The organism is Actinoplanes sp. GCM10030250 (assembly GCF_042666575.1).
In the GTDB taxonomy this organism is placed as follows: domain Bacteria; phylum Actinomycetota; class Actinomycetes; order Mycobacteriales; family Micromonosporaceae; genus Actinoplanes.
Map to the genome: position 1 here is coordinate 97,188 of NZ_JBHTDO010000001.1, position 24,843 is coordinate 122,030.

At 70.2% G+C, this 24,843-nt stretch carries 17 protein-coding genes; 10 read left to right on the forward strand and 7 right to left on the reverse strand.

Annotation, left to right across the window (positions count from 1 at the left end; genetic code table 11):
- Positions 1 to 319: 319 nt before the first annotated feature.
- Positions 320 to 4,960, reverse strand: a complete 4,641-nt coding sequence (locus ACFQV6_RS00490; RefSeq protein ID WP_378025253.1) for an ATP-dependent helicase — start codon at positions 4,958 to 4,960, stop codon at positions 320 to 322.
- A gap of 257 nt (positions 4,961 to 5,217) precedes the next feature.
- Here ACFQV6_RS00490 and ACFQV6_RS00495 point away from each other — a divergent pair, with 257 nt between their 5' ends.
- Positions 5,218 to 7,854 (forward strand): protein kinase, encoded by a 2,637-nt coding sequence (locus ACFQV6_RS00495; protein ID WP_378025254.1) that lies wholly within the window; start codon positions 5,218 to 5,220, stop codon positions 7,852 to 7,854.
- 126 nt (positions 7,855 to 7,980) lie between these two features.
- Here ACFQV6_RS00495 and ACFQV6_RS00500 read toward each other — a convergent pair whose 3' ends face one another.
- The gene (locus ACFQV6_RS00500) at positions 7,981 to 9,219 is read right to left on the reverse strand and encodes a bifunctional pyridoxamine 5'-phosphate oxidase family protein/GNAT family N-acetyltransferase (protein WP_378025255.1); all 1,239 of its coding nucleotides are present in this window, start codon (positions 9,217 to 9,219) and stop codon (positions 7,981 to 7,983) included.
- A gap of 61 nt (positions 9,220 to 9,280) precedes the next feature.
- On the opposite strand from ACFQV6_RS00500, the gene ACFQV6_RS00505 reads away from it, so the two are divergent.
- From ACFQV6_RS00505 to rny, 6 genes are all read left to right on the forward strand, one after another.
- The gene (locus tag ACFQV6_RS00505; protein WP_378025256.1) at positions 9,281 to 10,627 is read left to right on the forward strand and encodes an aminotransferase class I/II-fold pyridoxal phosphate-dependent enzyme; all 1,347 of its coding nucleotides are present in this window, start codon (positions 9,281 to 9,283) and stop codon (positions 10,625 to 10,627) included.
- 283 nt (positions 10,628 to 10,910) lie between these two features.
- Positions 10,911 to 11,573, forward strand: a complete 663-nt coding sequence (locus ACFQV6_RS00510) for a UdgX family uracil-DNA binding protein (protein ID WP_378025257.1) — start codon at positions 10,911 to 10,913, stop codon at positions 11,571 to 11,573.
- A 116-nt stretch (positions 11,574 to 11,689) separates the two neighbouring features.
- Entirely contained in the window at positions 11,690 to 11,890 is a 201-nt protein-coding gene (locus ACFQV6_RS00515; protein ID WP_378025258.1) for a DUF3046 domain-containing protein, read from the forward strand.
- Positions 11,891 to 12,086: 196 nt separating this feature from the next.
- On the forward strand, positions 12,087 to 13,133 hold the full coding sequence (gene recA, locus ACFQV6_RS00520) for a recombinase RecA (protein ID WP_378025259.1): 1,047 nt from the start codon (positions 12,087 to 12,089) through the stop codon (positions 13,131 to 13,133).
- A 359-nt stretch (positions 13,134 to 13,492) separates the two neighbouring features.
- Complete coding sequence (locus ACFQV6_RS00525) at positions 13,493 to 14,014, forward strand: regulatory protein RecX (RefSeq protein ID WP_378025751.1); 522 nt, start codon at positions 13,493 to 13,495, stop codon at positions 14,012 to 14,014.
- Between the two features lie 1,498 nt (positions 14,015 to 15,512).
- Positions 15,513 to 17,159 (forward strand): ribonuclease Y, encoded by a 1,647-nt coding sequence (gene rny, locus ACFQV6_RS00530; RefSeq protein ID WP_378025752.1) that lies wholly within the window; start codon positions 15,513 to 15,515, stop codon positions 17,157 to 17,159.
- A gap of 45 nt (positions 17,160 to 17,204) precedes the next feature.
- Here rny and ACFQV6_RS00535 read toward each other — a convergent pair whose 3' ends face one another.
- The 4 genes from ACFQV6_RS00535 to ACFQV6_RS00550 form a co-directional block, all read right to left on the reverse strand.
- A complete protein-coding gene (locus ACFQV6_RS00535; RefSeq protein WP_378025260.1) occupies positions 17,205 to 18,062 on the reverse strand; it encodes an amino acid ABC transporter permease in 858 nt (285 codons plus the stop codon).
- Complete coding sequence (locus ACFQV6_RS00540) at positions 18,059 to 18,715, reverse strand: amino acid ABC transporter permease (protein ID WP_378025261.1); 657 nt, start codon at positions 18,713 to 18,715, stop codon at positions 18,059 to 18,061. The genes ACFQV6_RS00535 and ACFQV6_RS00540 overlap by 4 nt, the downstream gene beginning before the upstream one ends.
- Before the next feature lie 69 nt (positions 18,716 to 18,784).
- Positions 18,785 to 19,717: a glutamate ABC transporter substrate-binding protein gene (locus tag ACFQV6_RS00545; protein ID WP_378025262.1), complete on the reverse strand. Its 933-nt coding sequence runs from the start codon at positions 19,715 to 19,717 to the stop codon at positions 18,785 to 18,787.
- A gap of 38 nt (positions 19,718 to 19,755) precedes the next feature.
- Positions 19,756 to 20,499, reverse strand: a complete 744-nt coding sequence (locus ACFQV6_RS00550; RefSeq protein ID WP_378025263.1) for an amino acid ABC transporter ATP-binding protein — start codon at positions 20,497 to 20,499, stop codon at positions 19,756 to 19,758.
- Positions 20,500 to 20,636: 137 nt separating this feature from the next.
- On the opposite strand from ACFQV6_RS00550, the gene ACFQV6_RS00555 reads away from it, so the two are divergent.
- Both ACFQV6_RS00555 and miaB read left to right on the forward strand, forming a co-directional pair.
- Positions 20,637 to 21,089, forward strand: a complete 453-nt coding sequence (locus ACFQV6_RS00555) for a hypothetical protein (protein WP_378025264.1) — start codon at positions 20,637 to 20,639, stop codon at positions 21,087 to 21,089.
- Positions 21,090 to 21,110: 21 nt separating this feature from the next.
- Positions 21,111 to 22,595, forward strand: a complete 1,485-nt coding sequence (miaB, locus tag ACFQV6_RS00560; protein ID WP_378025265.1) for a tRNA (N6-isopentenyl adenosine(37)-C2)-methylthiotransferase MiaB — start codon at positions 21,111 to 21,113, stop codon at positions 22,593 to 22,595.
- Positions 22,596 to 22,659: 64 nt separating this feature from the next.
- On the opposite strand, the gene ACFQV6_RS00565 is transcribed toward miaB, so the two are convergent.
- Complete coding sequence (locus ACFQV6_RS00565; RefSeq protein ID WP_378025266.1) at positions 22,660 to 23,610, reverse strand: LysR family transcriptional regulator; 951 nt, start codon at positions 23,608 to 23,610, stop codon at positions 22,660 to 22,662.
- Positions 23,611 to 23,695: 85 nt separating this feature from the next.
- Between ACFQV6_RS00565 and ACFQV6_RS00570 the strand changes: the two genes are divergently transcribed.
- A complete protein-coding gene (locus ACFQV6_RS00570; protein ID WP_378025267.1) occupies positions 23,696 to 24,643 on the forward strand; it encodes a threonine/serine dehydratase in 948 nt (315 codons plus the stop codon).
- Positions 24,644 to 24,843: the final 200 nt, after the last annotated feature.

Below are 24,843 nucleotides of genomic sequence, written 5' to 3' on the forward strand. Positions count from 1 at the left end.
CACGTTGAGGTTCTGTGCGCATTTACCCACGTCCTGGGCCTCACCAGCGCACGCAACCCCAACGTGTGCACCTACCCACGCCAGCCCCGCCAGCCGCCAGCCCGCGCCCGCCGGCCGCCAGCCCGCGCCCCGCCAGCCGCCAGCTGACAGCCGCCGGCCGTGACCTGACGGCGCCGCCGGCCGCGCGCCGCCGGCCGCGCCCCGCCGGCCGCGCCCCGCGCCGCCAGCCGCCTCTCCCGCTCGCGCCGCCGCTCGCCCCACTGGCCTGGTCCTCCCAGCCGCCGGCCGCCCGCACCCGCCGCCCGCGCTTACCCGACCCCTACGCGCGCAGCCTCAACCCTCGCGGCGTGGCGCGAAACCCAGCCGCCGTCAACGCCTCCCGCAACGCCGACGAATGCACCGACTCACCATCCGCCCGCTCCACCGACATCGACCCGAGCGCCCCGGACCGCACTGCCCCCGCCAGCCCCTGGGCCGCCATCGTCAGCTGCTCCGTGTCGTCCGTGAACGACAACAGCGTCCGCCCGCCCCGCTCCACATAAAGGACCACCTCACCACCGACCAGTACGACCAGCGCACCCGCCTTGCGTCCCGCCCGGTGACCGGCCTTAGCGACCGGCTCCCCGTCACCGCTTTCCACGATCCGTTCCGGCCACGGCAGCGCCGCACCATAGGGGTTGGCCGGGTCGGTGGCGGCCAGCACCACAGCCGTTCCGGCACGTTTGGTCAGTTCCGCGGGTTCGGCGAGCGCCCGCAGCCGGTCCACCGCTCCGGGCACGGCGAACTGAGCCGCTCCCAGCCCTTCGACGAAGTAACCTCGCCGGGCCCCGCCGCGCTCCTCGAGTGCCGCCAGAACCGGGTAGACCGCAGCGAACCCGCCGACCACCCCCTCCGCGATGGCCGCACCTCTGGTCACCACGCCGTGGCGCTCCAGCAGCACGTCGGCGACCGCGGCAGCGCGACGGGTCGGATCAAGGTCTCGTTCCGGGAGCCGGGACCAGCGGCCCGCCATGTTCAGCGGCCCGGTCCGCGACGGCATCTGCGGCCGGCCCGGACGCCGGTAGCGGGAGCGTGCCGGCGCAGCCTTCGCCTTGTGGGCACCGCTGCCGCCGAGTAACGCCCGCAGCGGTGCGAACGTGTCGTTGGTCAGGTGCCCGGCCCAGACCAGGTCCCACACCGCCGCCGCCAGGTCGGTGTCATCTGTCGAGCCGACCCGGTCGGAGAGCGACCGGAAGAACAGCGCCTGCCCGTCGCCGAGCGCATCCAGAACCGTCTGATGCAGCGGTGTCGACGCGAACTCGTCATCCGGCGGAGGCAGCAACAGCGGGGCACTGTCCGCATAGGCCAGCGTCACCCAGCCGTCACCTCCGGCGATGGAGCCGGATCCCGCCCACAGCACCTCGCCGCTCCCGCACAGCTCGTCGAGCAGGGGAGGGGTGAAGTCGGCGACCCGCGCCGGCAGAACCAGCCGCTCCCACGCCGACGCCGGCACCGCCACCCCTTGGACCTGCTCGATCGCCGCGGCCACGGCGTCCACCCCGCGGGCGTTGCCACCGACCTGCTGCCACCGGGGCAGGAACGCCGCCAACACCGCCGGCGGCACCGGCTCGATCTCCCGGCGCAGAGCTGCCAGCGAGCGGCGCCGCAGCATGCGCAGCACCTCGGCATCGCACCACTCGGTGCCCGCGCCGCCGGGCGAGAACTCACCGGAGCTGACCCGGCCGGTTGCGCTGAGCCGTTTCAGCGCCTGCTCGACGACGAACACGCCCAGCCCGAACCGGGCCGCACAGGTCGCCGCGGCGAACGGCCCATGGGTACGCCCATACCGCGCCACCAGGTCACCGAGCGGATCCGAGACCGGCTCCATGTACGCCTCGGGAATACCGACCGGCAACGCCACCCCGAGCGCGTCCCGATAACGCCCCGAGTCCTCGACACCGATCCAGCGTTCCTCGCCGGCCACCCGGATCCGCACCGCTCGCCGTGCCGCCGCGAGGGTCAGCACCCACTCCTCGGGTGCCCCGCGTTCCGCCAGCTCGGCCGTGGAGAGGTCACCGAGCAGCCGGAGCAGCTCCGCGGTGTCCTCGGCGTCGCGTGGTTTGCGCTGCTCGGTACGCCACTGCAGCTGCGCCTCGGTCTCCGTGACGACCTGAGGATCGAGGAGTTCCCGCAGGTCGACCCGCCCGAGCAGCTCCCCGAGCAGGGTCGAGTCGAGGGCCAGTGCCGCGGCCCGCCGTTCGGCGAGCGGGGCATCCCCCTCGTACAGAAAGGCTCCGACATAACCGAACAGCAGCGACCGGGCGAACGGCGACGGCCGCGCGGTCTCCGTCTCGACCAGCCGGATCTTGCGGCCCGCGACCTCCCGCATCAGACCGACCAGTCCGGGCACGTCGAAGACGTCCCGCAGGCACTCCCGGGCCGCCTCGAGGGTCACCGGGAAGTCGGCGAACTCCCGTGCCACATCCAGCAGTTGCGCGGACCGCTGCCGCTGCTGCCAGAGCGGTTGCCGGCGCCGCGGATCACGGCGCGGCAGCAGGAGCGACCGTGCCGCACACTCCCGGAACCGGGATGCGAACAGCGCCGACGTGCCGACCGACTCCTCGACCAGCTGGGAGATCTCCTCCGGGTCGAAGGTGACGAGCTCCGCGCCCGGTGGCTCCTCAGCGGTGTCCGGCAGCCGGATCACGATGCCGTCGTCGGAGGGCATCACCTGACCGTCCACCCCGTACCGCTCGGAGAGCCGGCGCCCGATCGCCAGCGCCCAGGGCGCGTTGACCTTGGCGCCGAGCACACAGTGCACGGTCATCCGCCAGTCGCCCAGCTCGTCGCGGAAGCGTTCCACCACGACGGTTCGGTCGTCCGGCAGGTGACGGGTCACCTCACGCTGGTCACGCAGGTAGGAGACCAGGTTGTCGGCCGCCCACTCGTCCAGGCCGGATTCGCGCAGAGAGGCAGTGGCCTTCTCATCACCGGCCTTGGTCAGCGCCCGGAGCCGGGCACCGATGGCTCGTCCCAGCTCGATCGGGCGGCCGGGGGAGTCGCCCTTCCAGAACGGCATCCGAGCCGGAGCACCGGGCGCGGGGGAGACCAGAACCCGGTCCGGCGTGATGTCCTCGATCCGCCAGGACGTAGAACCCAGCAGGAAGACGTCACCGACGCGTGACTCGTACACCATCTCCTCGTCGAGCTCGCCCACCCGCGAAGCGCGCTCCGAACCGGCGAGAAAGACCCCGAATGTTCCCCGGTCCGGAATGGTGCCGCCGCTGGTGACCGCCAAGCGCTGCGCACCGGGCCGGCCGGTCAGCTGATCGGTGCCGCGATCCCAGACCAGCCGGGGCCGCAGCTCGGCGAAGGCGGTCGACGGATATCGCCCGGACAGCATGTCGAGCACCGCGTGCAGCGCGGAGTCGGGCAGCTCCGCGAAGGGCGCGGCGCGACGGACCAGCGCCGCTAGCTCGTCGACCTGCCAGGCGTCGAGGGCGACCATCGCGACGATCTGCTGCGCCAGCACGTCGAGCGGGTTGCGCGGGTAGTGCAGCTCCTCGATCGCGCCCTCGCCCATCCGCTCCGCGACGACGGCGCACGACAGCAGGTCTCCGCGGTGTTTCGGGAACACGACACCCCGCGACACCGCACCCACCTGGTGCCCGGCCCGGCCGATGCGCTGCAGCCCGGCGGCGACCGACGGTGGCGCCTCGATCTGCACCACCAGGTCGACAGCGCCCATGTCGATGCCGAGCTCCAGGCTGGAGGTCGCGACCACCGCCGGGAGCAGCCCGGACTTGAGCGCCTCCTCGATCTGCTTGCGCTCCTCGCGGGAGACGCTGCCGTGGTGAGCGCGGGCGACGAGCGGAGGCGCACCGCGAGTGGCGGCGGACTGCGCCATGATCGCCGCGGGCATTCGCGCCATCACCGGGCCGACCGGACTCGGCATCCCGCCCCGAACGGCGTTGTCACCCGCTCGTGCGGCGTCCCCCTCGTCGCGATCACCGCCCGAATCCGCCGGCTCCGCGGCGTGCTCTGCCTGCTCGGCCCGCTCGGCGGCCAGCTCGTTGAGCCGGGCACAGAGCCGCTCGGACCCGCGCCGCGAGTTGGTGAACACGATCGTCGACCGGTGTGCCTGGATGAGGTCGAGAACCCGCTCCTCGACCGCCGGCCAGATCGAGGGCGTGCGCCGGCCGCCGTCGAGGTCGTCGCCGTCCTGGCCGGGCGCCTCGTCGAGGCGTGTCATGTCCTCCACCGGGACCTCGACCGAGACCTCGATCGTCTTGGCGCTGCGCGGCTGCACGATTTCGACCGCCTGAGCGCCACCGAGGAAGCGCGCCGTCTCGTCGATCGGCCGGACCGTCGCGGAGAGACCGACCCGCTGGGCCGGACGCTCCAGCAGCCCGTCCAGCCGCTCCAGGGAGAGCGCCAGGTGAGCGCCGCGCTTGGTGGCCGCGACCGCGTGCACCTCGTCGATGATCACCGTCTGGACACCGCGCAGCGAATCCCTCGCCGCGGAGGTGAGCAGCAGGAACAGTGACTCCGGGGTGGTGATGAGAATGTCGGGTGGGGTGCGTGCGAAGTTGCGCCGCTCGTCCGCCGGGGTGTCTCCGGTCCGCATCCCGACGGTGATCTCCGGCGGCGGCAGCCCGAGCCGGCCGGACGCCTGCCGGATGCCGGTCAGCGGCGCCCGCAGGTTGCGCTCGACGTCCACCGCCAGCGCCTTCAGCGGGCTCACATAGAGCACGCGGCACCGCTGACGCGCCTGCTCGGGAACCGGCTCACGGGAGAGCTTGTCGAGCGACCAGAGGAACGCCGCCAGCGTCTTGCCGGAGCCTGTCGGGGCCACCACCAGCGCGTTCCGCCCTGCACCGATGGCCCGCCACGCGCCGGCCTGGGCAGCGGTGGGCGCGGCGAAGGCGGCCGTGAACCACTCCCTGGTGGCCGGTCCGAACTTCTCGAGCACCTCTCGCATGCGATCCATCCTCCTCCGGGGGTACGACAAAACCCGCCGGCTGAGACCCCATGCCCGACATTCGCCCGTGCCAGTCCGAAAAAGCCCGTGCCGGACCGGAAGCCCGTGCAGGATCCGAAAATCGAAGAGCTTTCGGCGTACGCAAGATCGAAGCTCTTTCGGGTCTGAGCGAGCCCCACGCGGCGACCGGGTGATCGTCATTCCTTGGGCGGTCTGTGGCTGATTATCCTGATACCCGACGAGATGGGTAGGTGCCGATGGCGGTCAGGCTGATGCTCGTTGCCGGTCGATACCGTCTTCTGGATCCGGTCGGCGCCGGTGGCATGGGACGGGTCTGGCTGGCCCGCGACGAGATGCTCGACCGGGACGTCGCGATCAAGGAGATCGTCCCTCCCGACTGGATGACCGAGGCGGAGAAGGACCGGCTCCGCGACCGTACGCTGCGCGAAGCCCGCAGCGCCGCCCGCCTCAACCATCCGCATGTAGTGCGGATCTATGACGTCGTGCAGCACGACGGCCAGTCGTGGATCGTCATGGAATACATCTCCTCGCGCTCCCTGCACCAGGTCCTCCAGGAGGACGGACCCTATGATCCGGCGGGCGCGGCCCGGATCGGTCTCGCGGTGCTCGACGCGCTGCACGCGGCGCACCAGGCGGGCGTGCTGCACCGGGACGTGAAGCCACACAATGTGCTCATCGGCACCGACGGTCGAGTGGTTCTGACCGATTTTGGTCTGGCCACCTTCGTCGACGACGGCACCGTCACGGCACCCGGCCTGATCGTCGGCTCACCGCAGTACGTCTCCCCGGAACGAGCCCGCGACGGCGCCTCCACGGTCGAGTCCGACCTCTGGTCCCTCGGTGCGACCGTCTTCGCCGCGGTCGAGGGCCGCTCTCCCTACGCCCGGGACAGCGCGATGGCGACCCTGGCCGCGCTTGCCACGGAACCGCCCGACCCTCCTGTCCGTTCCGGCCCACTCGCGCCGGTCCTCAACGGTCTCCTGCGCTTCGACCCCGCCGCGCGCCTGACCGCAACCGAGGTCGAGCACCGGCTGCGCGTCATCGTCGCCGCCGACCACCCTTCCGTCCCTGGTCAGCGCACTGTGCGGCCACGCCCGGAGGAACCACGAAAGCCGGCGGACGGCGCGACCTTCGACCATCGAACCGCCCCACCGGAGTCCGATACCGATCAACTGCTTCCCCACCCAGAAGCAGATTTCGTACGCCCGGAGCACCCCACCCCTCCCGCCGCCCACCATGTGCCGCGCGGAAGGGCCGTCGGCGTCGCCACGTCGACCGTCGCCACGTCCTCCGTCGCCACGTCCTCCGTCGCCAAAGACGACTCCGCGGACGAAAGGGTCGTTTCGGCGTTCGACCTCCACCCGGCTCCAGCCGGTGGGGGTCCTGTCGATCCGCCGGTGATTGGTGCTGCTGTCCAGCCGCCCGTTCCACCCGCCGCACGTGGGGAAGCTGCCGTTCGGCCGGGATTCCGCGGAGCGGCCGCCGTCCCGTCCCAAAGCTCAAGAGGTCCGCAACGCTCCCATGAAAGTCCCCCGGCTCCGGCCCTGAACGAGCCGGCGCCGGCGTCCCGGAGACCGCCAACCGCCAAGCACGACTTCGCTCCGGCGGCGAACGACCCCGCAGAAGGCACTGATCGGACCACCACAGACGTCGATGTCATCCCGTCACCCGAACCGGAACCGGAAGCGCCGAGCCAAGCGCCGCCCATCATCAACATGCACGCGGTGACATCGCCGTTGCATTCCCGCGGCCAGGCGCTGGTCCTGTACGTGCCCCCACCCCAAGCCGCCCTGACCGGCCAAATCCTCACCCGCTCCGAAACCGGCCCGCCCCCCTCGGAGGGCTCGCACAGCCGACCCGGGCCAGGCCGCCGACCCAGCCCGCGACGCCGATCCCACCCGCCCGGTTCGTCCCGCCCACCCGGCTGGCCCCCTAGTTCCGGCTCACCCCGAACCCGCCTGCCCGGCTGGTCCCGCCTGCCCGGCTGGTCCCGCCTGCCCGGCTGGCCCCGCATTCCCAGCTCGACTCGGGCCCGGCGCACCCTCGTTGCTGTTGTGCTGCTCGTCCTGCTGGCCGGAAGCGTCTCGGCCGGTTACCTGGCACAGAACACCGGCCCCCGCCCCCAGGTCGTGCTCCCACCAGCCGCGACAACGGTGCAATCCCGGTCGGCGCCGAGCACCAGCTCGCCCTCCGCGATCCCGGTCCCCAGGGGAAGCCCGTCGACGGCGCCCTCCACATCCGACCCCTCGCCCGCCGAGTCGTCCCGCCGGGAGACCATGCCGACCACCCCCGTCGCCAACCCGGGCGGATTCTCCCCGGTGGCCTGCGACTCCCCGCCACCCGCGAACGCCCGGGTCACGCCCAGGAAGGGAGCCGCCCGCGGCGTCAACGGGGGGACACTGCTCGCCGGCTGGTCCTACTTCAACGACGGGTCGGGCTTCCACATCGCGGTGCCGGACGGCTGGACCTACCAGCGGATCGGCAAGACCTACTGCTTCCGCGACCCGCGCGGCCCCGTGGTCATGAGCCTCGACGTGGGAGGCGACCCGGACGCTGACCCGCTCAAGGCGTGCCAGGCGGAGGACCTCCGTCTCAAGCAGGAGGGCGCGCCGGTCGGTTACCAGCTGATCGGCATCACCGCGGTACCGCTGCTCCACAAGGCAGCCGACTGGGACTACCTCTACCGCGGCCAGGACGGACACCAGCGGCGCGCGAGCATCCGCTGGTTCTCCCAGAACGGCAAGGCCTACGCCCTCGGCTGGGCCGCACCAGCCGGCAGCTGGTCGGACGACCTCAACAAGATCCAAATGGTCCGCACGACCTTCTACGCCAACCGCTCCGGCAGAGCCGCCGCCCAAACCGACCGCGGCTGAGCTCCCAGCCCGCAGCCGGCAGCCCTCAGCCCTCAGCCCTCAGCCCGCAGCCCTCAGCCCGCGGCCCTCAGTCCTCAGCCCTCAGTCCGCAGCCCTCAGTCCTCACCGCAACGTCCCGGAACGCCCTCATCCGGCTGCCAGCCGATCCCGGAGTCGCCGCGCGGCCGCCGGCCACTCGTCCGCGGTCATCGCGAACAGCACGGTGTCGCGCCACGTGCCGTCGGGCCGCAGCCGCTGGTGCCGGATCATCCCGTCCCGGCTGGCGCCCAGGCGTGCGATGGCCTGCTGGGAACGGTCGTTGCGAACGTCGGTGTACCAGAAGACCCGCTCGGCACCGAGCACGTCGAAGGCCCGCTCCAGCAGCATCAGTTTCGCCTCGGTGTTGACGCCCGTCCGCCACCACTTCCGGCCGACCATGGTGTGCCCGATGCCGAGAGAGCGCCGGGAGCTGTCGATGTCGTGGTAGGTCGTCATGCCGATCACCACCCCGCTGACCGGATCGATCTGCGCCCAGCACGATTGATGGCCCAGCCACTGGTTACGCAGCGCCGCATCGACCTCCTCGGCCAGTTGCTCCGGACTGCTGGGCCGGTGCGACGGTAGGTGCCGCCACACCTCCTCGTCGTCGAGAGCCTCGAACAGGCCCTCCACATGTGCCGGCGCCAGCGGCTCCAACCGCACGTGCCGGCCCTCGAGAACCACGGGTGTCTGCCACTGCGACGGATGTCCCGGCAGGTAGGCAGGGGGAGCCGCGCCGACACCCGGCTCGGTCAGCGGCGACCCGGCCACCTGCCGCAGCGGCAGCACGCCGGCCCAGTGCGGCAGATCCAGATCGCCGGGGTCGTCGATTACGCCGCCGGCACGGACGCGAACCGAGACCTCCACGAGAGGCAGCGCCAGGACGCTCGTCTGAGCCAGCTCCTGGCGGCTCGGCGGCCGGCTGTCCGCGGACCTGCCGTTGCCGACCTTGTCCGCCAGGGCGCCGAGGACCCGCCGCTTCTCGTTCTCGTCCGTCACGGGGCGGGCCACGCCGAGGACCACCACGGAGCGGTAGTTCGCGCTGTGGTGGAACTGGGACCGCCCGTACACCAGACCGTCCACCAGCGTCACCGTCACGCAGACGGAGACGCCGTCGGCGCGAGCGGTCAGCCCCAGCCTGCCGCCCGTGGAGCCGTGCAGGTAGAGAGTGTCGTCGATCCTGACATGCAGGTTCGGCAGCACACGTGGCTCACCGTCGACGACGAAACCGACGGCACAGTCATACGCCTCGTCGAGAATGGTGTGCGCCGTCTCCCGCTCGTAGTGCATCCGGCTGCGGGTGCGGGTGGCGGTGGTGCGCTCGGTCGGGGGGTAGAGGTCGGTCATCGGAGCCTCCGAGTGGGCGATCATCTTGCTATTGAAGCTGTGCTAGTACAGAATCCAATCTGTGTCAGCACAGTATCAGGTCAATGGCGAGACGGCCGCCGATATTTCGGCGAGCATCGAGGCGGGCGTCGTGCGGGGCGACTGGATCACCGGGGCGGCTCTCCCGTCCGTGCGGGTTCTCGCCAGTGCTCTGCACGTCAGCCCCGCCACCGTCGCCAAGGCCTATCAGGAGCTGCGGCAACGCGGCGTCGTCGAGACCGAGGGGCGCCGGGGGACCAGGGTGCGCGAGCGCCCCGCGGTGGCCGTGCCACGATCGGCGCCGCACTCGCCGGTGCCCGCCGGGCTGAGGGATCTCTCCGCCGGCGAGCCGGATGTCCGGCTGCTCCCTCCACTGGGGCCGGTGCTGATGACCGTGGCCGACAAGACCGGCCCTCCACAGGGCTACACCAGTGCGGTCACCATGCCGGAGCTGATCGACGCGGCTCGCCCGCGCCTGCTCGCGGACGGCATTCCGGTCGCCGATGCCGCGATCGCGGTGACCGCCGGCGCCCTCGACTCGATCGAGCGGGTGCTGACCGCCCATCTCCGGCTGGGAGATTCGGTCGCTGTCGAGGACCCCGGCTGGGCGGGCCTCATCGATCTGATCGCGGCCCTCGGCCTGCGGCCGGTGCCGGTCGCCGTCGACGACCAGGGGCCTGAGACGGAGTCACTCGCCGAAGCCCTCCATTCAGGCGTACGGGCTGTCGCCATCACAGTCCGCGCCCAGAACCCGACCGGTGCCGCGGTGAGCGAGGCGCGCGCCGCGCGACTCCGTGACCTCCTCGCCGCCCATCCGGAGGTCGTCGTCATCGAGGACGACCACGCCGCCGAGCTGGCCGAGCGGGCACCACACTGCGTCGGGCCGGTCACCCGCTCCTGGGCCTTCATCCGCTCGGCCTCCAAACCGTTCGGGCCCGACCTGCGGATCGCGGTGCTCGCCGGCGACGAGACGACGGTTGCCCGGGTGGTCGGCCGGATGCGGATCGGCATGGGGTGGGTCTCCACCACCCAGCAACGGATGCTGCTGCATCTCTGGCAGGACTCCGGCGTCACCGCGAGGGTCGCCGCCGCAGCCACGGAATACGCGAGACGCCGCCGCGGCCTCATCGAAGCCGTCCGGGCCGCCGGAGCCGTCGCCCACGGCGAGACCGGCATCAACGTCTGGATCCCGGTGCCCGACGAGACCCGCGCTGTCGCCGGTCTGCGTGACGCCGGCTTCGCGGTGGCACCCGGCGCCCTGTTCCGCCTTCGCTCCGCCCCCGGCATCCGCATCACCGTCAGCTCACTGGAGGACGAGGACGTCCCCCAACTGGCCCGAGCGATCGCGAGCGTCACCTCCGCCTTCGTCCCCACCGCGCCGATGCGCTGACCCCCGCCCAGCCGACCGTGCCGCCGTCCTGACCCCCGCCCAGCCACCGTGCCGCCGTCCTGTCCCGCGCCCAGCCCACCGTGCCGCCGTCCTGTCCCGCGCCTGGCCCACCGTGCCGCCGTGCTGTCCCGCGCGCCGACGCCATCGCGCCGCCGTGCTGACCCGCATGCCGTTCTCGTCGTGCCGATGCGCTGATTCGCGCTCCATCCCCTGCCGGATCGCGTTCCACCGTGAGGGGGAGGCCGGTCAGCATGTGGCCCGCCGATCCGGGTAGAACGGGGTAATGCCATCGACAGAGGCGCCGGTGGGCGCGCAGCGCTGGGTTCCGCAGAGACCCGGCAGCATCGACGAGCTCAAGTCGGCTGCCGCCGATTGCCAGGGCTGCGAGCTCTACCAGGACGCGACCCAGACGGTCTTCGGCCGGGGAACGCCGCACGCGAGGATGGTGTTCGTCGGGGAGCAGCCGGGCGACGTCGAGGACCAGCGCGGCCTGCCCTTCGTCGGGCCGGCCGGCCGCCTGCTGCGCGAGGCCGTCGACGACGCCGGCATCGACCCGGCCGACCTCTACATCACGAATGCGGTCAAGCACTTCAGACACACTGTGCGGGGAAGCCGCCGCATCCACGAGACGCCGGGGCCGGCGCACATCACCGCGTGCAGGCCGTGGCTCGTCGCGGAGTTCTCGCTGCTCAAGCCCGCCGTGGTCGTCGCGCTCGGAGCCACAGCGGCAAAGGCGCTGTTCGGGGCGTCCTTCCGGGTCACCCGATCGCGCGGTCAGCTCATGCCATGGCCTGGGTCCGCCGAGCACCCCGACGACTTCCCCATCGCCGAGATCCAGGCGATGGCCACCATCCACCCCTCTGCAGTGCTCCGCGCCGACAATCGCGATATCGCGTACGGCGGACTGGTGGACGATCTGAAGGTCGCAGCGACCTCCCTGGCATAGTCGAGTCCGATTGAAGATGTACATCTTCTTGTACCTACTCGGCGGGCGTCTTCGCGGAGGCGGCTGCTTCGGCGCTGGTCTGAGGTCCTCGCCGCGGGCGTGGGTAGGCTCGATCGGTGCGGTTGACAGACTTCTGGAGACGTCTCGAGCAGGCGTTCGGATCGGCCTATGCCCGGAGCTTCGCGGCGGACCACGCTTTCGCGGATCTCGGCGGGCGAACCATCGACCAAGCAATTGCTCAGGGTGTCGAGACCGCCACTATCTGGCGTGCGGTGGTGGCGGCGTACCCCGATCGGGTGCCTTCGCGCCTACGCTGACCTGCATTAGCACGTTTGTTCTGGCGTGTCGCTCGATCCTCGTACAGGTGTTCGGCTATTGTCCACAGCGGCTTGGCCGTCCACAGATCGGCGGTGGGGTGGAAGATTTTTGTCGTACCCACCGCATAACGTGTCGGCCGTGATGAACAAGAGCTCTTCGACGAAGAACGCGAAGTCGAATACAGGGGTGGCGGCAATGGCGGCAGGACCGGACCGGGAAAAGGCGCTCGAACTGGCGCTGGCACAGATCGACAAGCAGTTCGGCAAGGGCTCCGTGATGCGGCTCGGTGAGCGGCCGGTTGTGCAGACCGCTGTGATCCCGACCAGCTCCATCGCCCTCGATGTGGCACTCGGCGTCGGCGGCCTGCCGCGTGGCCGGGTCATCGAGATCTACGGGCCGGAGTCGAGCGGTAAGACGACGGTCGCGCTGCACGCTGTGGCCAACGCGCAGAAGGCCGGCGGCATCGCGGCGTTCATCGACGCGGAGCACGCCCTCGACCCGGATTACGCGCGTGCGCTCGGCGTCGACACCGACGCCCTGCTCATCTCGCAGCCGGACACCGGCGAGCAGGCGCTCGAAATCGCGGACATGCTGATCCGCTCCGGCGCACTCGACATCATCGTGATCGACTCGGTCGCGGCGCTCGTGCCGCGTGCCGAGATCGAGGGTGAGATGGGCGACAGTCACGTCGGCCTCCAGGCGCGCCTGATGAGTCAGGCGCTGCGGAAGATCACCGGCATCCTGAGCAACTCGGGCACGACCGCGATCTTCATCAACCAGCTGCGCGAGAAGATCGGCGTCATGTTCGGCTCGCCCGAGACGACAACCGGTGGCCGCGCGCTGAAGTTCTACTCGTCGGTCCGTCTCGACGTGCGCCGCATCGAGAGCCTGAAGGACGGCACCGACGTCATCGGCAACCGGACCCGGGTCAAGGTCGTCAAGAACAAGGTGGCCGCGCCGTTCAAGCAGGCCGAGTTCGACATCATGTATGGCAAGGGCATCTCGCGGGAGGGCTCGCTCATCGACGTCGGTGTCGAGCAGAACATCATCCGCAAGTCCGGCGCCTGGTACACGTATGACGGCGACCAACTCGGCCAGGGCAAGGAGAAGGCGCGGGAGTTCCTCAAGGAAAACCCCGACGTCGCTGCCGAGATCGAGAAGAAGATCCTGGAGAAGCTCGGCGTCGGGCAGACCACAGGTGACGCCGCGGGCGGCCCCGAGCTGCCGCCGGTCGACTTCTGATCCGGTAAGCCGCTATGGCTGGAAGACGCGGTGCGAGGTCCGGGCGCGGGTGGGATGCCATCCCGCCCCGGACCGAGGCCGATGAATCCGCTGACGGCAGCGCCGGGATCCCCCGGCGCGGCAACCGGGGTCGCCAGAGGGCGTCCAATCCGTGGCGCTCCCCGAACGGCACCTCCGAACCGGATGGCGCCACCGAACCAGGTGGTGCGTTCGAACCGGATGGCGCCACCGGACCAGGTGGTGCGTTCGAGCCGGATGGCGCCACCGGACCAGGTGGTGCGTTCGAGCCGGATGGCGCGTTCGGGCGCGGTGCCCGCTCCGAGCGCAAGCCGTCGAAACCACCGCAGAGTGAGTCCGAGCTGGCGCGCGAGATCTGCCTCAGGCAGCTCGCCGTGCGCCCTCGGACCCGTGCCGAGCTGGCGAAGGCGCTCGCCCGTAAGGAGATCTCCGAGGAGGTGGTCGCCGAGGTTCTCGATCGCTACGACGAGGTCGGCATCATCGACGACGCGGCCTTCGCGCGGGCCTGGGTCACCAGTCGGCACTCCGGGCGCGGGCTGGCCCGCCGAGCGCTCGCCAACGAGCTGCGCCAGCGCGGCGTGGACGCGGAGACGGCGGGTGAGGCTCTGGAGTCGCTGGACGACGAGTCCGAGGCCGCGACAGCGCGGGTGTTGGTGGACCGCAAGCTGCGGACCGCCCGCGGTGAGCCGGAAGCGGTTTTCCGCAGGCTGGTGGCGATGCTCGCCCGCAAGGGCTACTCCGCGGGCGTGGCGATCCGCGCCGTCAAGGACGCCCTGGCCGACCGCGACGCCGAAGCAGCCGAGTTCGCCGACGCCATCGACGCCGACGCTCTGGCTGACCAGGCCGGCGAACCTCCAGCCTGAACCCACCGCGCGGAAGGACACAAGCTTCGCCCGTCGCGGACAAGGCCGCGAGCCGAACGCACCGTGCGGGTGGCCGCGAGCTAAAGACCCGTGCGGGAGGCCGCGAGCCGAACGCACCGTGCGGGTGGCCGTGAGCTAAAGACCCGTACGGGAGGCCGCGAACCGAACACACCCGTGCGACAGGACGTGAGCTAAAGACCCGCGCGCAGGGGTGTGGGCTGAGACCCTGCGCGCAGGAGTGCGAGTGAAAGGTCCCGCCCGCCGAGGCGCGGGCCAAGACTCCGCGCGCAGGGGTGCGAGCGAAGTCCGCGGGGTTCGAGCGAAGTCCGCGCGGGGAGCCACCTACGACCCCCGCGCGCCGCAACCAGATCAACTACGACGCGACACGGGGCATTGGTGACGATCCCGGCCCCTCTCGCCGATATAGTCCTGATGTGAGGATCTCTCCCCTTGCATCCCTTCCGGGCTGCCTACTGTCGCGTCCCCGCCGTCGCGGCGGCTGATTCGGCATGCGGTCACGCACCGTGTTCCCGAGACTTCCGCAGCGAAGCTGAATGTCGAACCCGCCGTTACGGCAGTCAAGACTCTCAGTTGCCGCCGGGCGGTCGGCGTGAGGCGTCATCGCACGGTACGTCGGAAATATCCGGACGGTATGGTGAGCTGGGCGTAAGCGTGTCTGTGCCGTACGTCCTATCCGCTGCCGAATCATGAGTCCTTGACCGAACCGGTGCTTGCGACCTAGCCTCGCGTTACACAAGGTTTGTTCGACCATCGTATGCAACAGGCACAACATAGATCGCATTACATTACGGCATCACTTGGGCAGTCCACCGCCCTTGCGAATATCTCCACCCGTCGCTGACCGCGCGACAGGTGGCACGACATACCGGCGGTCGACCCACAACTCCACACACTCCGATCCGAGCATCCCCGGGCTTCCGGCGGCTGAGGCGCAGAGGCACCCGCAAACCGGGCCGCCGACAACCACAGCAACCGGTCGTCCAAGCCTGCCCGGACCCGGAGGCCGTCTCACTCCGAAAGCCCGGCCAAGGGCAACCCAAAGCCAAGGGCCACCCGAAGGCCAAGGCCCAAGGCCCAAGGCCCAAAAGCCAGGGCCCAAAAGCCAAGGCCCAAGGCCCAAGGCCCAAGGCCCAAGGCCCAAGGCCCAAGGCCCAGGCCCAAAAGCCAAGGTCCAAAGCCCAGGCCCAAAAGCCAAGGCCCAAAGCCCAAGGCGACCCCCAAGGGCCAGCCCGAAGTCGGAGAGCGCCGGCACCACCTGGCGGAGACTGGAAGCTCGGGGACCATTTCCGGAGCGTGTGGGCCGGGCCCGGTGCCGCACGCGGTCATCTGCCTTGGTCGGGCATCCCGCAGAGAGGCCGCGCGCGCAAACCGCGCCGGCGGCGAAGGGAGACGCGGCGAGATGACCCCCCTGGTCTGGGTGCTCGTGGTTGCGACCATCGTGCTCGCCGTGTCGGTGATAGCCGGGATCGTTTTCGGGATGCGGGCGCTGCGCAACCTGTACGCCGTCCGGCAGGATGCCCAGGACCGGCAGGAGCAGGCGGTCGGGGACGCGCAGGCCAAGGTCGAGGACGCAAAGGCAAAGGCTGCTTCGGTACGGGCGGAGACCGCCGCCGCCAAGGCCGAGGCGAATGCCGCCCGCGCTGAGGCCCGCCGGGTTCTGGAGACCGCGCACAGCGAGGCCGACACCGTCCTGGAGCACGCTCACCGGCAGGCGGAGGCGGACGCGGAGCAGCTGCGTGCCGCCGCTCGTCGTTCGGGGGAGCGAGAAATCGCTCTCCTGAATGCCACGGTGAAGGAGCAGTCGGCGGAGGTGGAGCGCCGGGCCGCCCGGATCGACGAGCGGGAGCGGCTGCACGCCGAGGAGGTGGAGCGCCTTGTCGAGCGGGAGCGCCGCCTGGCCAGCCTGGAGGGCGATCTCACCACCCGCGAGTCGGCCGTGTCGAAGCGGGAGGCCGAGCTGACCAGGTCGGAGGAGACCCGGCGGCGGGAGTTGGAGCGGATCGCCGGCCTGTCCGTGGAGACCGCCCGCACCGAGCTGATCGACGCGATCGAGGGGCAGGCGAAGCGCGAGGCCGCCATCCTGATCCGCGACATCGAGACCGAGGCGAAGACCACCGCGGACACCCGGGCCCGGCACATCGTGGTCGACGCGATTCAGCGGATCGCCAGCGAGCAGACCGCGGAGAGCGTGGTCAGCGTGCTGCATCTGCCGAGCGACGAGATGAAGGGCCGGATCATCGGGCGGGAGGGCCGCAACATCAGGGCCTTCGAGTCGACCACCGGCGTCAACCTGATCATCGACGACACCCCGGAGGCGGTGCTGCTCTCCTGCTTCGACCCGGTACGCAGGGAAGTGGGCCGCCTCACCCTGGAGAAACTGGTGCTCGACGGCCGGATCCACCCGCACCGGATCGAAGAGGTCTTCGACAGCGCCAAGAACGAGGTGGAGCGCCTCTGTGATCGCGCCGCCGAGGAGGCCCTGGTCGACGTCGGCCTCACCAACATCCACCCGGAGCTGACGAAACTGCTGGGCCGCCTGCGCTACCGCACCAGCTACGGGCAGAACGTTCTCAAGCACCTGGTGGAGACCGCGCACATCGCCGGCATCATGGCCGCCGAGCTGGGTCTGGACGTGCCGACGATGAAGCGGTCCGCGTTCCTGCACGACATCGGCAAGGCGCTGACCCACGAGGTGGAGGGCAGCCACGCCCTGATCGGCGCCGATTTGGCCCGTAAGTACGGCGAGCACGAGGACGTCGTGCACGCCATCGAAGCGCATCACAACGAGGTGCCGCCGCAGACCATCGAGGCCGTTTTGACCCAGGCCGCGGACGCCTGCTCCGGCGGCCGTCCGGGTGCCCGGCGGGAGAGCTTGGAGGCGTACGTCAAGCGCCTGGAACGGATCGAGGAGATCGCCGGCGGCAAGATCGGCGTGGAGAAGGTCTTCGCGATGCAGGCGGGCCGCGAGATCCGGGTGATGGTCCGGCCGGACGACATCGATGACATCGGCGCCGCTGTCCTGGCCCGCGACGTGGCCAAGCAGATCGAGGAGGAGCTGACCTACCCGGGCCAGATCCGCGTCACCGTCGTCCGCGAGTCCCGCGTGACAGAACTGGCCCGGTAAAACAAACCGCCCGGCCGAAGCCGGGCGGTCGGGAACAGCAAACGATCAGACCTGCCGTGTGACGTCCGTGAGCGGGACCGGCGCCGCTATCTTGGCCTTCGGCACCCGGGTCAGCCGCCGCTGGAGCCACCACGCGAAGACCGACAACGCTCCGCACATCGCGATGTAGATCGCCCCGATGACCAGGTAGGCCGGCACGTAGGGCAACCCGAACGCCAGCCGCCCACCGATCGTCTTACCGGCGGTCAGCAGTTCCGGGTACGTGATGATGAAGCCCAGCGCGGTGTCCTTGAGCAGCACCACGAGCTGGCTGACGATCGCCGGCAGCATCGCCCGGAACGCCTGCGGCAGCAGGATCAGCCGCATGACCTGGTTCTTGCGCATGCCGATCGCGTAGGCCGCCTCGGACTGCCCCTTGGCGACCGCGTTGATGCCGGCGCGGAAGATCTCCGCGAGCACCGACCCGTTGTACAGCGTCAGGCCGATGACCAGCGCCCACATCTTGTCGATCGGCCAGCCGTACTGCGTGGGCACGTTGTACCCGAAGAAGATGAGGATGAGCAGCGGGATGGCCCGGAACAGCTCAACGACCCAGACGGACGGGACGCGGAGGAGTGCGTGGTCGCTGAGTCGCCCGGCCGCGAAGACGGCGCCGAAAAGCAGGGCGAGGACCGCCGCGATGCCGGCCGCTTGGAGCGTGGCCGTGACACCTCGCACGATCTCCATCTGGACGGCCTTGAACTTGAACTGGTCCCATTTGCGGGCCTCGAACTGACCGGTCTTCCAGAACCGGTAGACCACCCAGGCGATCAGCGCGACGATGGCGATCGTGGCCACCACGCCGATGAGCGCGTTGCGGCGCCGCCCACGGGGGCCGGGCAGGTCGTACAGAACCGAGCTCATCGGGCGACCACCAACTTGCGCTCCAGTGCCCGCTGCAGGAGAACCAGCGGTGAGATGACGACCAGGAAGCCGATGGTGATCCACAGCAGGACGAAGAACTGGTTCTCACCGCGCTCGGACAGATATGCCGGGATGGCGCCGGCCTCCAGCACCGAGAACCCGGCGGCGATCGTGGTGTTCTTCAGCATGGCGATCATGACGCTCATCAGCGGCGGCACCATGGCCCGCAGCGCCTGCGGCAGCACCACCTGGCTGAGTACCTGGCCGAACGTCATGCCGATGGCGCGTGCGGCCTCGGCCTGTCCGGGGGAAACCGTGTTGATGCCCGAGCGGACGACCTCGCAGACGAACGCCGCGGTGTAGACCGTGAGGGCCGTGAATGCCGCGGTGTCGTAGTCCAGGTTGACATCCAGCTTCGGAACCGCGAACACCAGGAACGCGAAGACCAGCGTCAACGGCGTGTTGCGCACGATGTTGACATAGCCGGCACCGAACCAGCGCAGCGCCGGGATCGGCGAGACCCGGAACGCGCCGAGCAGCATGCCCAGCAACAGGCAGCCCACGGCGGCGATCAGGAACAACCGGATGGTGTTGCTGAAGCCGTCGACGAACAGGCTCCAGTTGTCCGTCAGTACGCGGAAGAATTCCGTCATGCCCCGTCCTTCAAATCACCGGCCGGCGCCGGGTGGCGAACCACCTGACGCCGGCCGGTGCAGCGTTGATCAGTAGCGCTCGAGGGTCGGCGGGGTGGCCGGCGAACCGGACTTGCCCAGCGTGCCGTCGTAGATCTTCTGCCAGGTGCCGTCCTTGAACGACGCCTCGATGGCGTTGTTGATGGCGTCGCGGAACGCCTTGTCGTCACGCGGCAGGCCGACGCCGTACTTCTCCTCGCTGAACGGCTGGCCGACGACCTTCAGGTCGGACGGGCTCTGCGCCGCGTAGCCCTTGAGGATCGCGTCGTCCGTGGTGACCGCGTCGACCTTCTTGTCCAGCAGCTGCGAGACGCACTCGGAGTAGGTCTTGAACTCGACGATGTTCTCCGGCTCGGTCAGCTTCTCGTCGCGAATCCGCTGGATCGGCGTGGAGCCGGTCGCGGAGCAGACCTTCTTGCCCATGAGGGCGGTCTTACCGGTGATCGCCGACTCGTCCTTGCGGACCAGCAGGTCCTGGCCGGCCACGAAGTACGGCCCCGCGAACGAGACGTCGGCCTTGCGCTTGTCCGTGATCGAGTAGGTGCCGACGTAGTAGTCGATCTCACCACCCTTGATCGCGGTCTCCCGGTTGGCGGACGGGATCTCCTTGTACTCGATCTTCGTCGGGTCGACGCCCACCTTCGACGCGAGGTATTGCGCGATCTCGATGTCGAAGCCGCAGCGCGTGCCGGCGGTGTCCTTGTAGCCCAGGTTCGGCTGGTCGAACTTGACGCCGACGACAACCTTGCCCGCCGACTTGATCTTGTCGAAGGTCGGGCTGCCGGTGACCGCGGCCGCGGTGTCCGCGGTGAACGTCGCGCCCGAGGTGGTGCAGGTGTCCGAAGCCGGGGCGGCACCGCTGCCGGTGCCGCCGCTCGGAGTGGGTGTCCCGTCTTCGCCACAAGCGGTCAGGGTGAATGCGAAGGCCGCCGCGGCGACCACCGCTACCCGCTTCATACGCATGGTCAGATCTCCTCTTGTCAGTACAGGAAGGGCAACGGTCAGTGCGTCAAGATCTTGGAAAGGAAGTCACGCGCCCGTTCGCTCTTCGGATTCGCGAAGAATTCGGCCGGCGTGGCCTCTTCGACCAGTTGTCCGTCTGCCATAAACACGACACGGTTCGCTGCGTGCCGGGCGAAGCCCATTTCGTGGGTGACGACGACCATCGTCATGCCCTCGGACGCGAGGGACGTCATCACGTCCAGCACCTCGCCGACCATCTCGGGGTCGAGCGCGCTCGTCGGCTCGTCGAAGAGCAGCGCCTTCGGCTGCATGGCCAGCGCACGGGCGATCGCGACGCGCTGCTGCTGGCCGCCGGAGAGCTGTGCCGGGTACTTGTCGGCCTGGTTGGCGATGCCGACCCGCTCCAGCAGGCCCATGGCCCGCTCGCGGACCGCGGCCGCCTTCTCCTTGCGCACCTTGACCGGGCCCAGCATCACGTTCTGCAGGATGGTCTTGTGCGCGAACAGGTTGAAGGACTGGAAAACCATGCCGACCTCGCTGCGCAGGCGTGCGAGCGGGCGACCCTCCGCCGGTAGCGGTTGTCCGTCGAAAGTGATCGTGCCGGAGTCGATCGGCTCCAGCCGGTTGATGGCACGGCACAGCGTGGACTTACCGGACCCGGAGGGTCCGATCACGACCACGACCTCGCCGCGCGCGACAGTAAGGTCCACATCCTGCAGCACGTGCAAGGGCCCGAACCACTTGTTGACGTTCTCAAGGACGATGAGATCCTCGTCTGCCACCCGGTCCATCCGCTCGTTCGTCGTTCACTCGATTGGACCCCACCCTAGGGGGCCCTCCGTATCGGATCGTGTCGAGAATGGTCACGGAGCGGTAACACAGCAGGTGCAGGTCGAATGGGGTGGACACCATGATGGGTATGGCGGCAGACGGCCTGTGGAACTGGAGTGTGGCCGCGCGGGTCGAGCCCGACCTGGTCCGCGGCGCGCTGGCCGGTGCGCTGGAGCAACCGGTGCACGAGCTGGTTCCGGGTGAGTCGGCGCTGCTCTGCGACGTCTACCAGGTCGGTGGCGACTTCCCGACAGTCGTCGACGTCTTCCTCGCACCGTCCGGTGTCGCGGAGGAGACCATCGCGAGCGCCGTCGCGGTCCGGCTGCGTGCCGCGGTCCTGCTTCCCGACGACACGCTCAACCCTTTCCGGTACGTGCTGGCGGAACCCGACGGGACGCTGAGACCCGTCCACGTCGACGAGCAGGAGACGGATGACGGCCCTGAGCGGCGCCGCGTCCGTCCGTGCAACCGCTGCACCCCGGAGTGTGACCGTTCGCGGTGGAAACCCGGCCCGACGCCGGAGCGACCCGCCGCGGCCTAAGCAGTACCCTGGTCAATTGCCATGACTACCGAACTTCAAGGCGCCCAGCGTACGTATGACGTGCGCACCTACGGCTGCCAGATGAACGTGCACGACAGCGAGCGCATCTCCGGCCTGATGGAGGACGCCGGCTACGTGCGCGCCGCTGACGCCGACGCCGCTGACGTGGTCGTCTTCAACACGTGCGCGGTCCGCGAGAACGCCGACAACCGCCTCTACGGCAACCTCGGCCACCTGCGCCCGACGAAGCTGAAGAACCCCGGGATGCAGATCGCTGTCGGCGGCTGCCTCGCCCAGAAGGACAAGGGCGACATCGTCAAGAAGGCGCCCTGGGTGGACGTGGTCTTCGGCACCCACAACATCGGCTCCCTGCCGGCCATGCTCGAGCGGGCCCGGCACAACGAGGAGGCCCAGGTCGAGATCCTCGAGTCGCTCGAGGTCTTCCCGTCGACGCTGCCCACCAAGCGCGAGTCGACGTATGCCGGCTGGGTCTCGATCTCGGTGGGCTGCAACAACACCTGCACGTTCTGCATCGTCCCGTCGCTGCGCGGCAAGGAGAAGGACCGCCGCCCGGGCGACGTCCTCGCCGAGGTGCGCGCGCTGGTCGCCGAGGGTGTCCTCGAGGTCACCCTGCTGGGTCAGAACGTGAACTCCTACGGTGTCGAGTTCGGCGACCGGCTCGCTTTCGGCAAGCTGCTGCGCGCGACCGGCGAGGTCGAGGGACTGGAGCGGGTTCGTTTCACCAGCCCGCACCCGAAGGACTTCACCGACGACGTGATCGCCGCGATGGCCGAGACGCCGAACGTGTGCCACTCGCTGCACATGCCGCTGCAGTCCGGCTCCGACCGGGTGCTCAAGGCCATGCGCCGCAGTTACCGCCAGGACAAATACCTCGGCATCATCGAGAAGGTCCGGGCCGCGATGCCGGACGCCGCAATCACCACCGACATCATCGTCGGCTTCCCCGGCGAGACCGAGGACGATTTCGAGCAGACCCTCGAGGTGGCCCGCCGGGCCCGCTTCTCCAACGCCTTCACGTTCCAATACTCGATCCGCCCCGGCACCCCCGCCGCGACCATGCCGGACCAGATCCCCAAGGCCGTCGTCCAGGACCGCTACAACCGGCTGATCGCCACCCTGGAAGACATCACCTGGGACGAGAACAAGAAGCTCGTCGGCGAGAAGGTCGAGGTCCTGGTCGCGGTCGGCGAGGGCCGCAAGGACGAGCGCACCGGCCGGCTGAGCGGCCGCGCCCGCGACGGCCGCCTCGTTCACTTCGCCACCGGCGGCATCAGCCCACGCCCGGGCGACATCGTGGAAACCGTGATCACCTACGCCGCACCGCACCACCTCAACGCCGACGGCGACCCTCTCAGCCACCGCCGCACGCGCGCCGGCGACGCCTTCGAAGCGGGCCGCACCCCCAAGCTCAAGGGCGTCTCCCTGGGCCTTCCCACCCTCGGCGTCCCCGCAGCCCTACCCCCTGCCGAGGGCTGCGCCCTCTGACTTCGCGGTGCCGGCCAGGCGTCTCTCTCCCGCTCCTTATCCGGTACGCCCAAAGCTCCCCAGATCAGGCCGGGTGCAGGGCCCCGGCGGCGGAGCGGATGTGGTTGAGCAGTTCGGCGGTGCCGGGCGGGTCGGGCAGGTCGCCGAGCACCGCCATCGAGATCCGCCGTCCGGGACCGGGCGCCGGCACGACCCGCACCCGCGGATCCCGGTGCGCGGCGAGCGCGAGGGCCGGCAGCGTTGTCACACCCATCCCCGCGGCGACCAGTGCCTGCACCGCGACGTAGTCGTCGGTGGTGAACCGGATGTCCGGTGTGAACCCCTCCGCCGCGCAGGCGTCCAGCAACCGCGCCCGGCAGCGTTCGCACCCGCCGATCCACGGCCGATCCCGGTGATCGGCGAGCCGGTCACCCGCCCAGTCCACCGGCGTCACCAGAAACGCCCGCTCATCGAGCAACGTCTCCAGCCGCAACCCAGCCGGCTCCGCCTCCGCCCCGGCGCGCGAGCGGCCGCCACCGGCTGAGCCGGCACCCGGCGGCCCGGAGGAGGCCGCGCCGGCGCCGAGATGGTCGAAGACCACCGCCACTTCGACCTCGCCGTTGCGGAGCAGCCGCATCGCCTCGGGCGGCTCCGCCTCGATGAAGCGCAGGTCGACCCCCGGATTGGCGGTCGCGAACCCGGCCGCGGCAACCGGCACGAACGTGCCCAAGGCGGACGGGAACGCGGCCAGCCGGACCCGCCCACTCCGCAGCCCGGTGTGCGCCGCCAGCTCCGCCTCCGCCGCGGCCAGCCGCCCGAGGATCTCCTCGGCCCGGTCGGCCAGCAGCCGTCCGGCCTCGGTCAGCCGCACGCCCCGGCCGACCCGCTGGAGCAGCCGGCTGCCGGTCTCCGCCTCCAGCCTCGCCAGGTGATGGCTGACCGACGGCTGGGCGTAGTGCAGGGCCCGCGCCGCGGCGGTGACCGACCCGTGCCGGGCGACCGCGACCAGGACCGTGAGCCGGGTGACGTCGAGCATCGCGCCAACCTATCAACCAGATCTATGGATCACCCAGAACAAAGACATTGGACCTATGCATGCCGACTGGGCGACCATTTCAGGCATGGATCTGACCTTCGACGACATCCGCGCCGCCCGGGACCTGCTCCGCGATCACCTGCCGCCCACCCCGATGTGGTCCTACCCGCTGGTTGACCGGGCCGCCGGCACGTCGGTGCTGGTCAAGCACGAGAACACCCAGCCGGTCGGCGCCTTCAAGGTGCGTGGCGGCCTGACCCTGCTGGCCGGCATGAGCCCCGACGAGCGTGAACGCGGCATCGTCACCTGGTCCACCGGCAACCACGCCCAGTCGCTCGCCTACGCCGGTCACGTCTTCGGGGCGAAATGCACGGTGGCCATGCCCGGTGGCACGCCCGCGCCCAAGGCGGAGGCGGTCGAGGGGTGGGGCGCGCGGGCGGTCCGGACCGGCGCTTCGCTGGAGGACGCCGAGAGGTACGCCCGGGAGTGCGCCGCCCGGACCGGCGCCCGCCTCATCAGCCCGGGTGACACGCCCGAGCTGCTGGCCGGCGTCGGCACGCTCTACCTGGAGATCCTCGAGGCCCGCCCGGACCTGGACGCGATCGTCGTGCCCGTCGGCAGCGGCACCGGGGCCGCTGCGGCCTGCATCGTCGCCGCCGAGCTGGCTCCCCGCTGTGCCGTGATCGGTGTCCAGTCGGCCGCCTCACCCGCGGCGCACGACTCCTGGCACTCCGGTGACCTGGTCGAACGTCCCAACCGCACGGCCGCCGCGGGCCTGGCCACCGGTCGCGGTTTCGCCCTGCCGCAGAGCGTCATGCGGGAGCGGCTCACCGATTTCCTCCTGGTGACCGACGACCGGATCACCGAGGCGCGGCGCCTGCTCGCCACCGCCGCGCACACGCTGGCCGAGGGCGCCGGCGCCGCGGCCCTGGCCGGTGTCCTGACCCACCCCGAGGTCTTCGCCGGCAGGCGGGTCGCCGTCGTCTGCACCGGTGGCAACGCCGACGTGACCGAGCTCGGATCGCTGTCCTAGGTCTCACACCCGTGGCGGCGAGACTGGACTGAGTCTCACACCCGTGGCGCAAGACTGTCCCAGGTCTCACACCCGTGGCGCGAGACCGGCGTTACGGCCGTTCCCGATGCACGGAGGTCGCTGGCGAACTGGCAGGGCTCTTCGTCGGCCGTACCCTCAAAAGGGTGAAGGCGGCGGACCAACGGCCCGCCGCCCTCCCT

Bases quoted from the DNA above. Each gene is read 5' to 3' on its own strand.
- ACFQV6_RS00535 (WP_378025260.1), bottom strand. From the start codon at position 18,062: ATGAGCTCGGTTCTGTACGACCTGCCCGGCCCCCGTGGGCGGCGCCGC.
- ACFQV6_RS00500 (WP_378025255.1), bottom strand. From the start codon at position 9,219: ATGACCGACCTCTACCCCCCGACCGAGCGCACCACCGCCACCCGCACC.
- ACFQV6_RS00570 (WP_378025267.1), top strand. From the start codon at position 23,696: ATGGATCTGACCTTCGACGACATCCGCGCCGCCCGGGACCTGCTCCGC.
- ACFQV6_RS00540 (WP_378025261.1), bottom strand. From the start codon at position 18,715: ATGACGGAATTCTTCCGCGTACTGACGGACAACTGGAGCCTGTTCGTC.
- ACFQV6_RS00490 (WP_378025253.1), bottom strand. From the start codon at position 4,960: ATGCGAGAGGTGCTCGAGAAGTTCGGACCGGCCACCAGGGAGTGGTTC.
- ACFQV6_RS00555 (WP_378025264.1), top strand. From the start codon at position 20,637: ATGGCGGCAGACGGCCTGTGGAACTGGAGTGTGGCCGCGCGGGTCGAG.
- ACFQV6_RS00495 (WP_378025254.1), top strand. From the start codon at position 5,218: ATGGCGGTCAGGCTGATGCTCGTTGCCGGTCGATACCGTCTTCTGGAT.
- rny (WP_378025752.1), top strand. From the start codon at position 15,513: ATGCGGGCGCTGCGCAACCTGTACGCCGTCCGGCAGGATGCCCAGGAC.
- ACFQV6_RS00510 (WP_378025257.1), top strand. From the start codon at position 10,911: ATGCCATCGACAGAGGCGCCGGTGGGCGCGCAGCGCTGGGTTCCGCAG.
- ACFQV6_RS00545 (WP_378025262.1), bottom strand. From the start codon at position 19,717: ATGCGTATGAAGCGGGTAGCGGTGGTCGCCGCGGCGGCCTTCGCATTC.
- recA (WP_378025259.1), top strand. From the start codon at position 12,087: ATGGCGGCAGGACCGGACCGGGAAAAGGCGCTCGAACTGGCGCTGGCA.
- miaB (WP_378025265.1), top strand. From the start codon at position 21,111: ATGACTACCGAACTTCAAGGCGCCCAGCGTACGTATGACGTGCGCACC.
- ACFQV6_RS00565 (WP_378025266.1), bottom strand. From the start codon at position 23,610: ATGCTCGACGTCACCCGGCTCACGGTCCTGGTCGCGGTCGCCCGGCAC.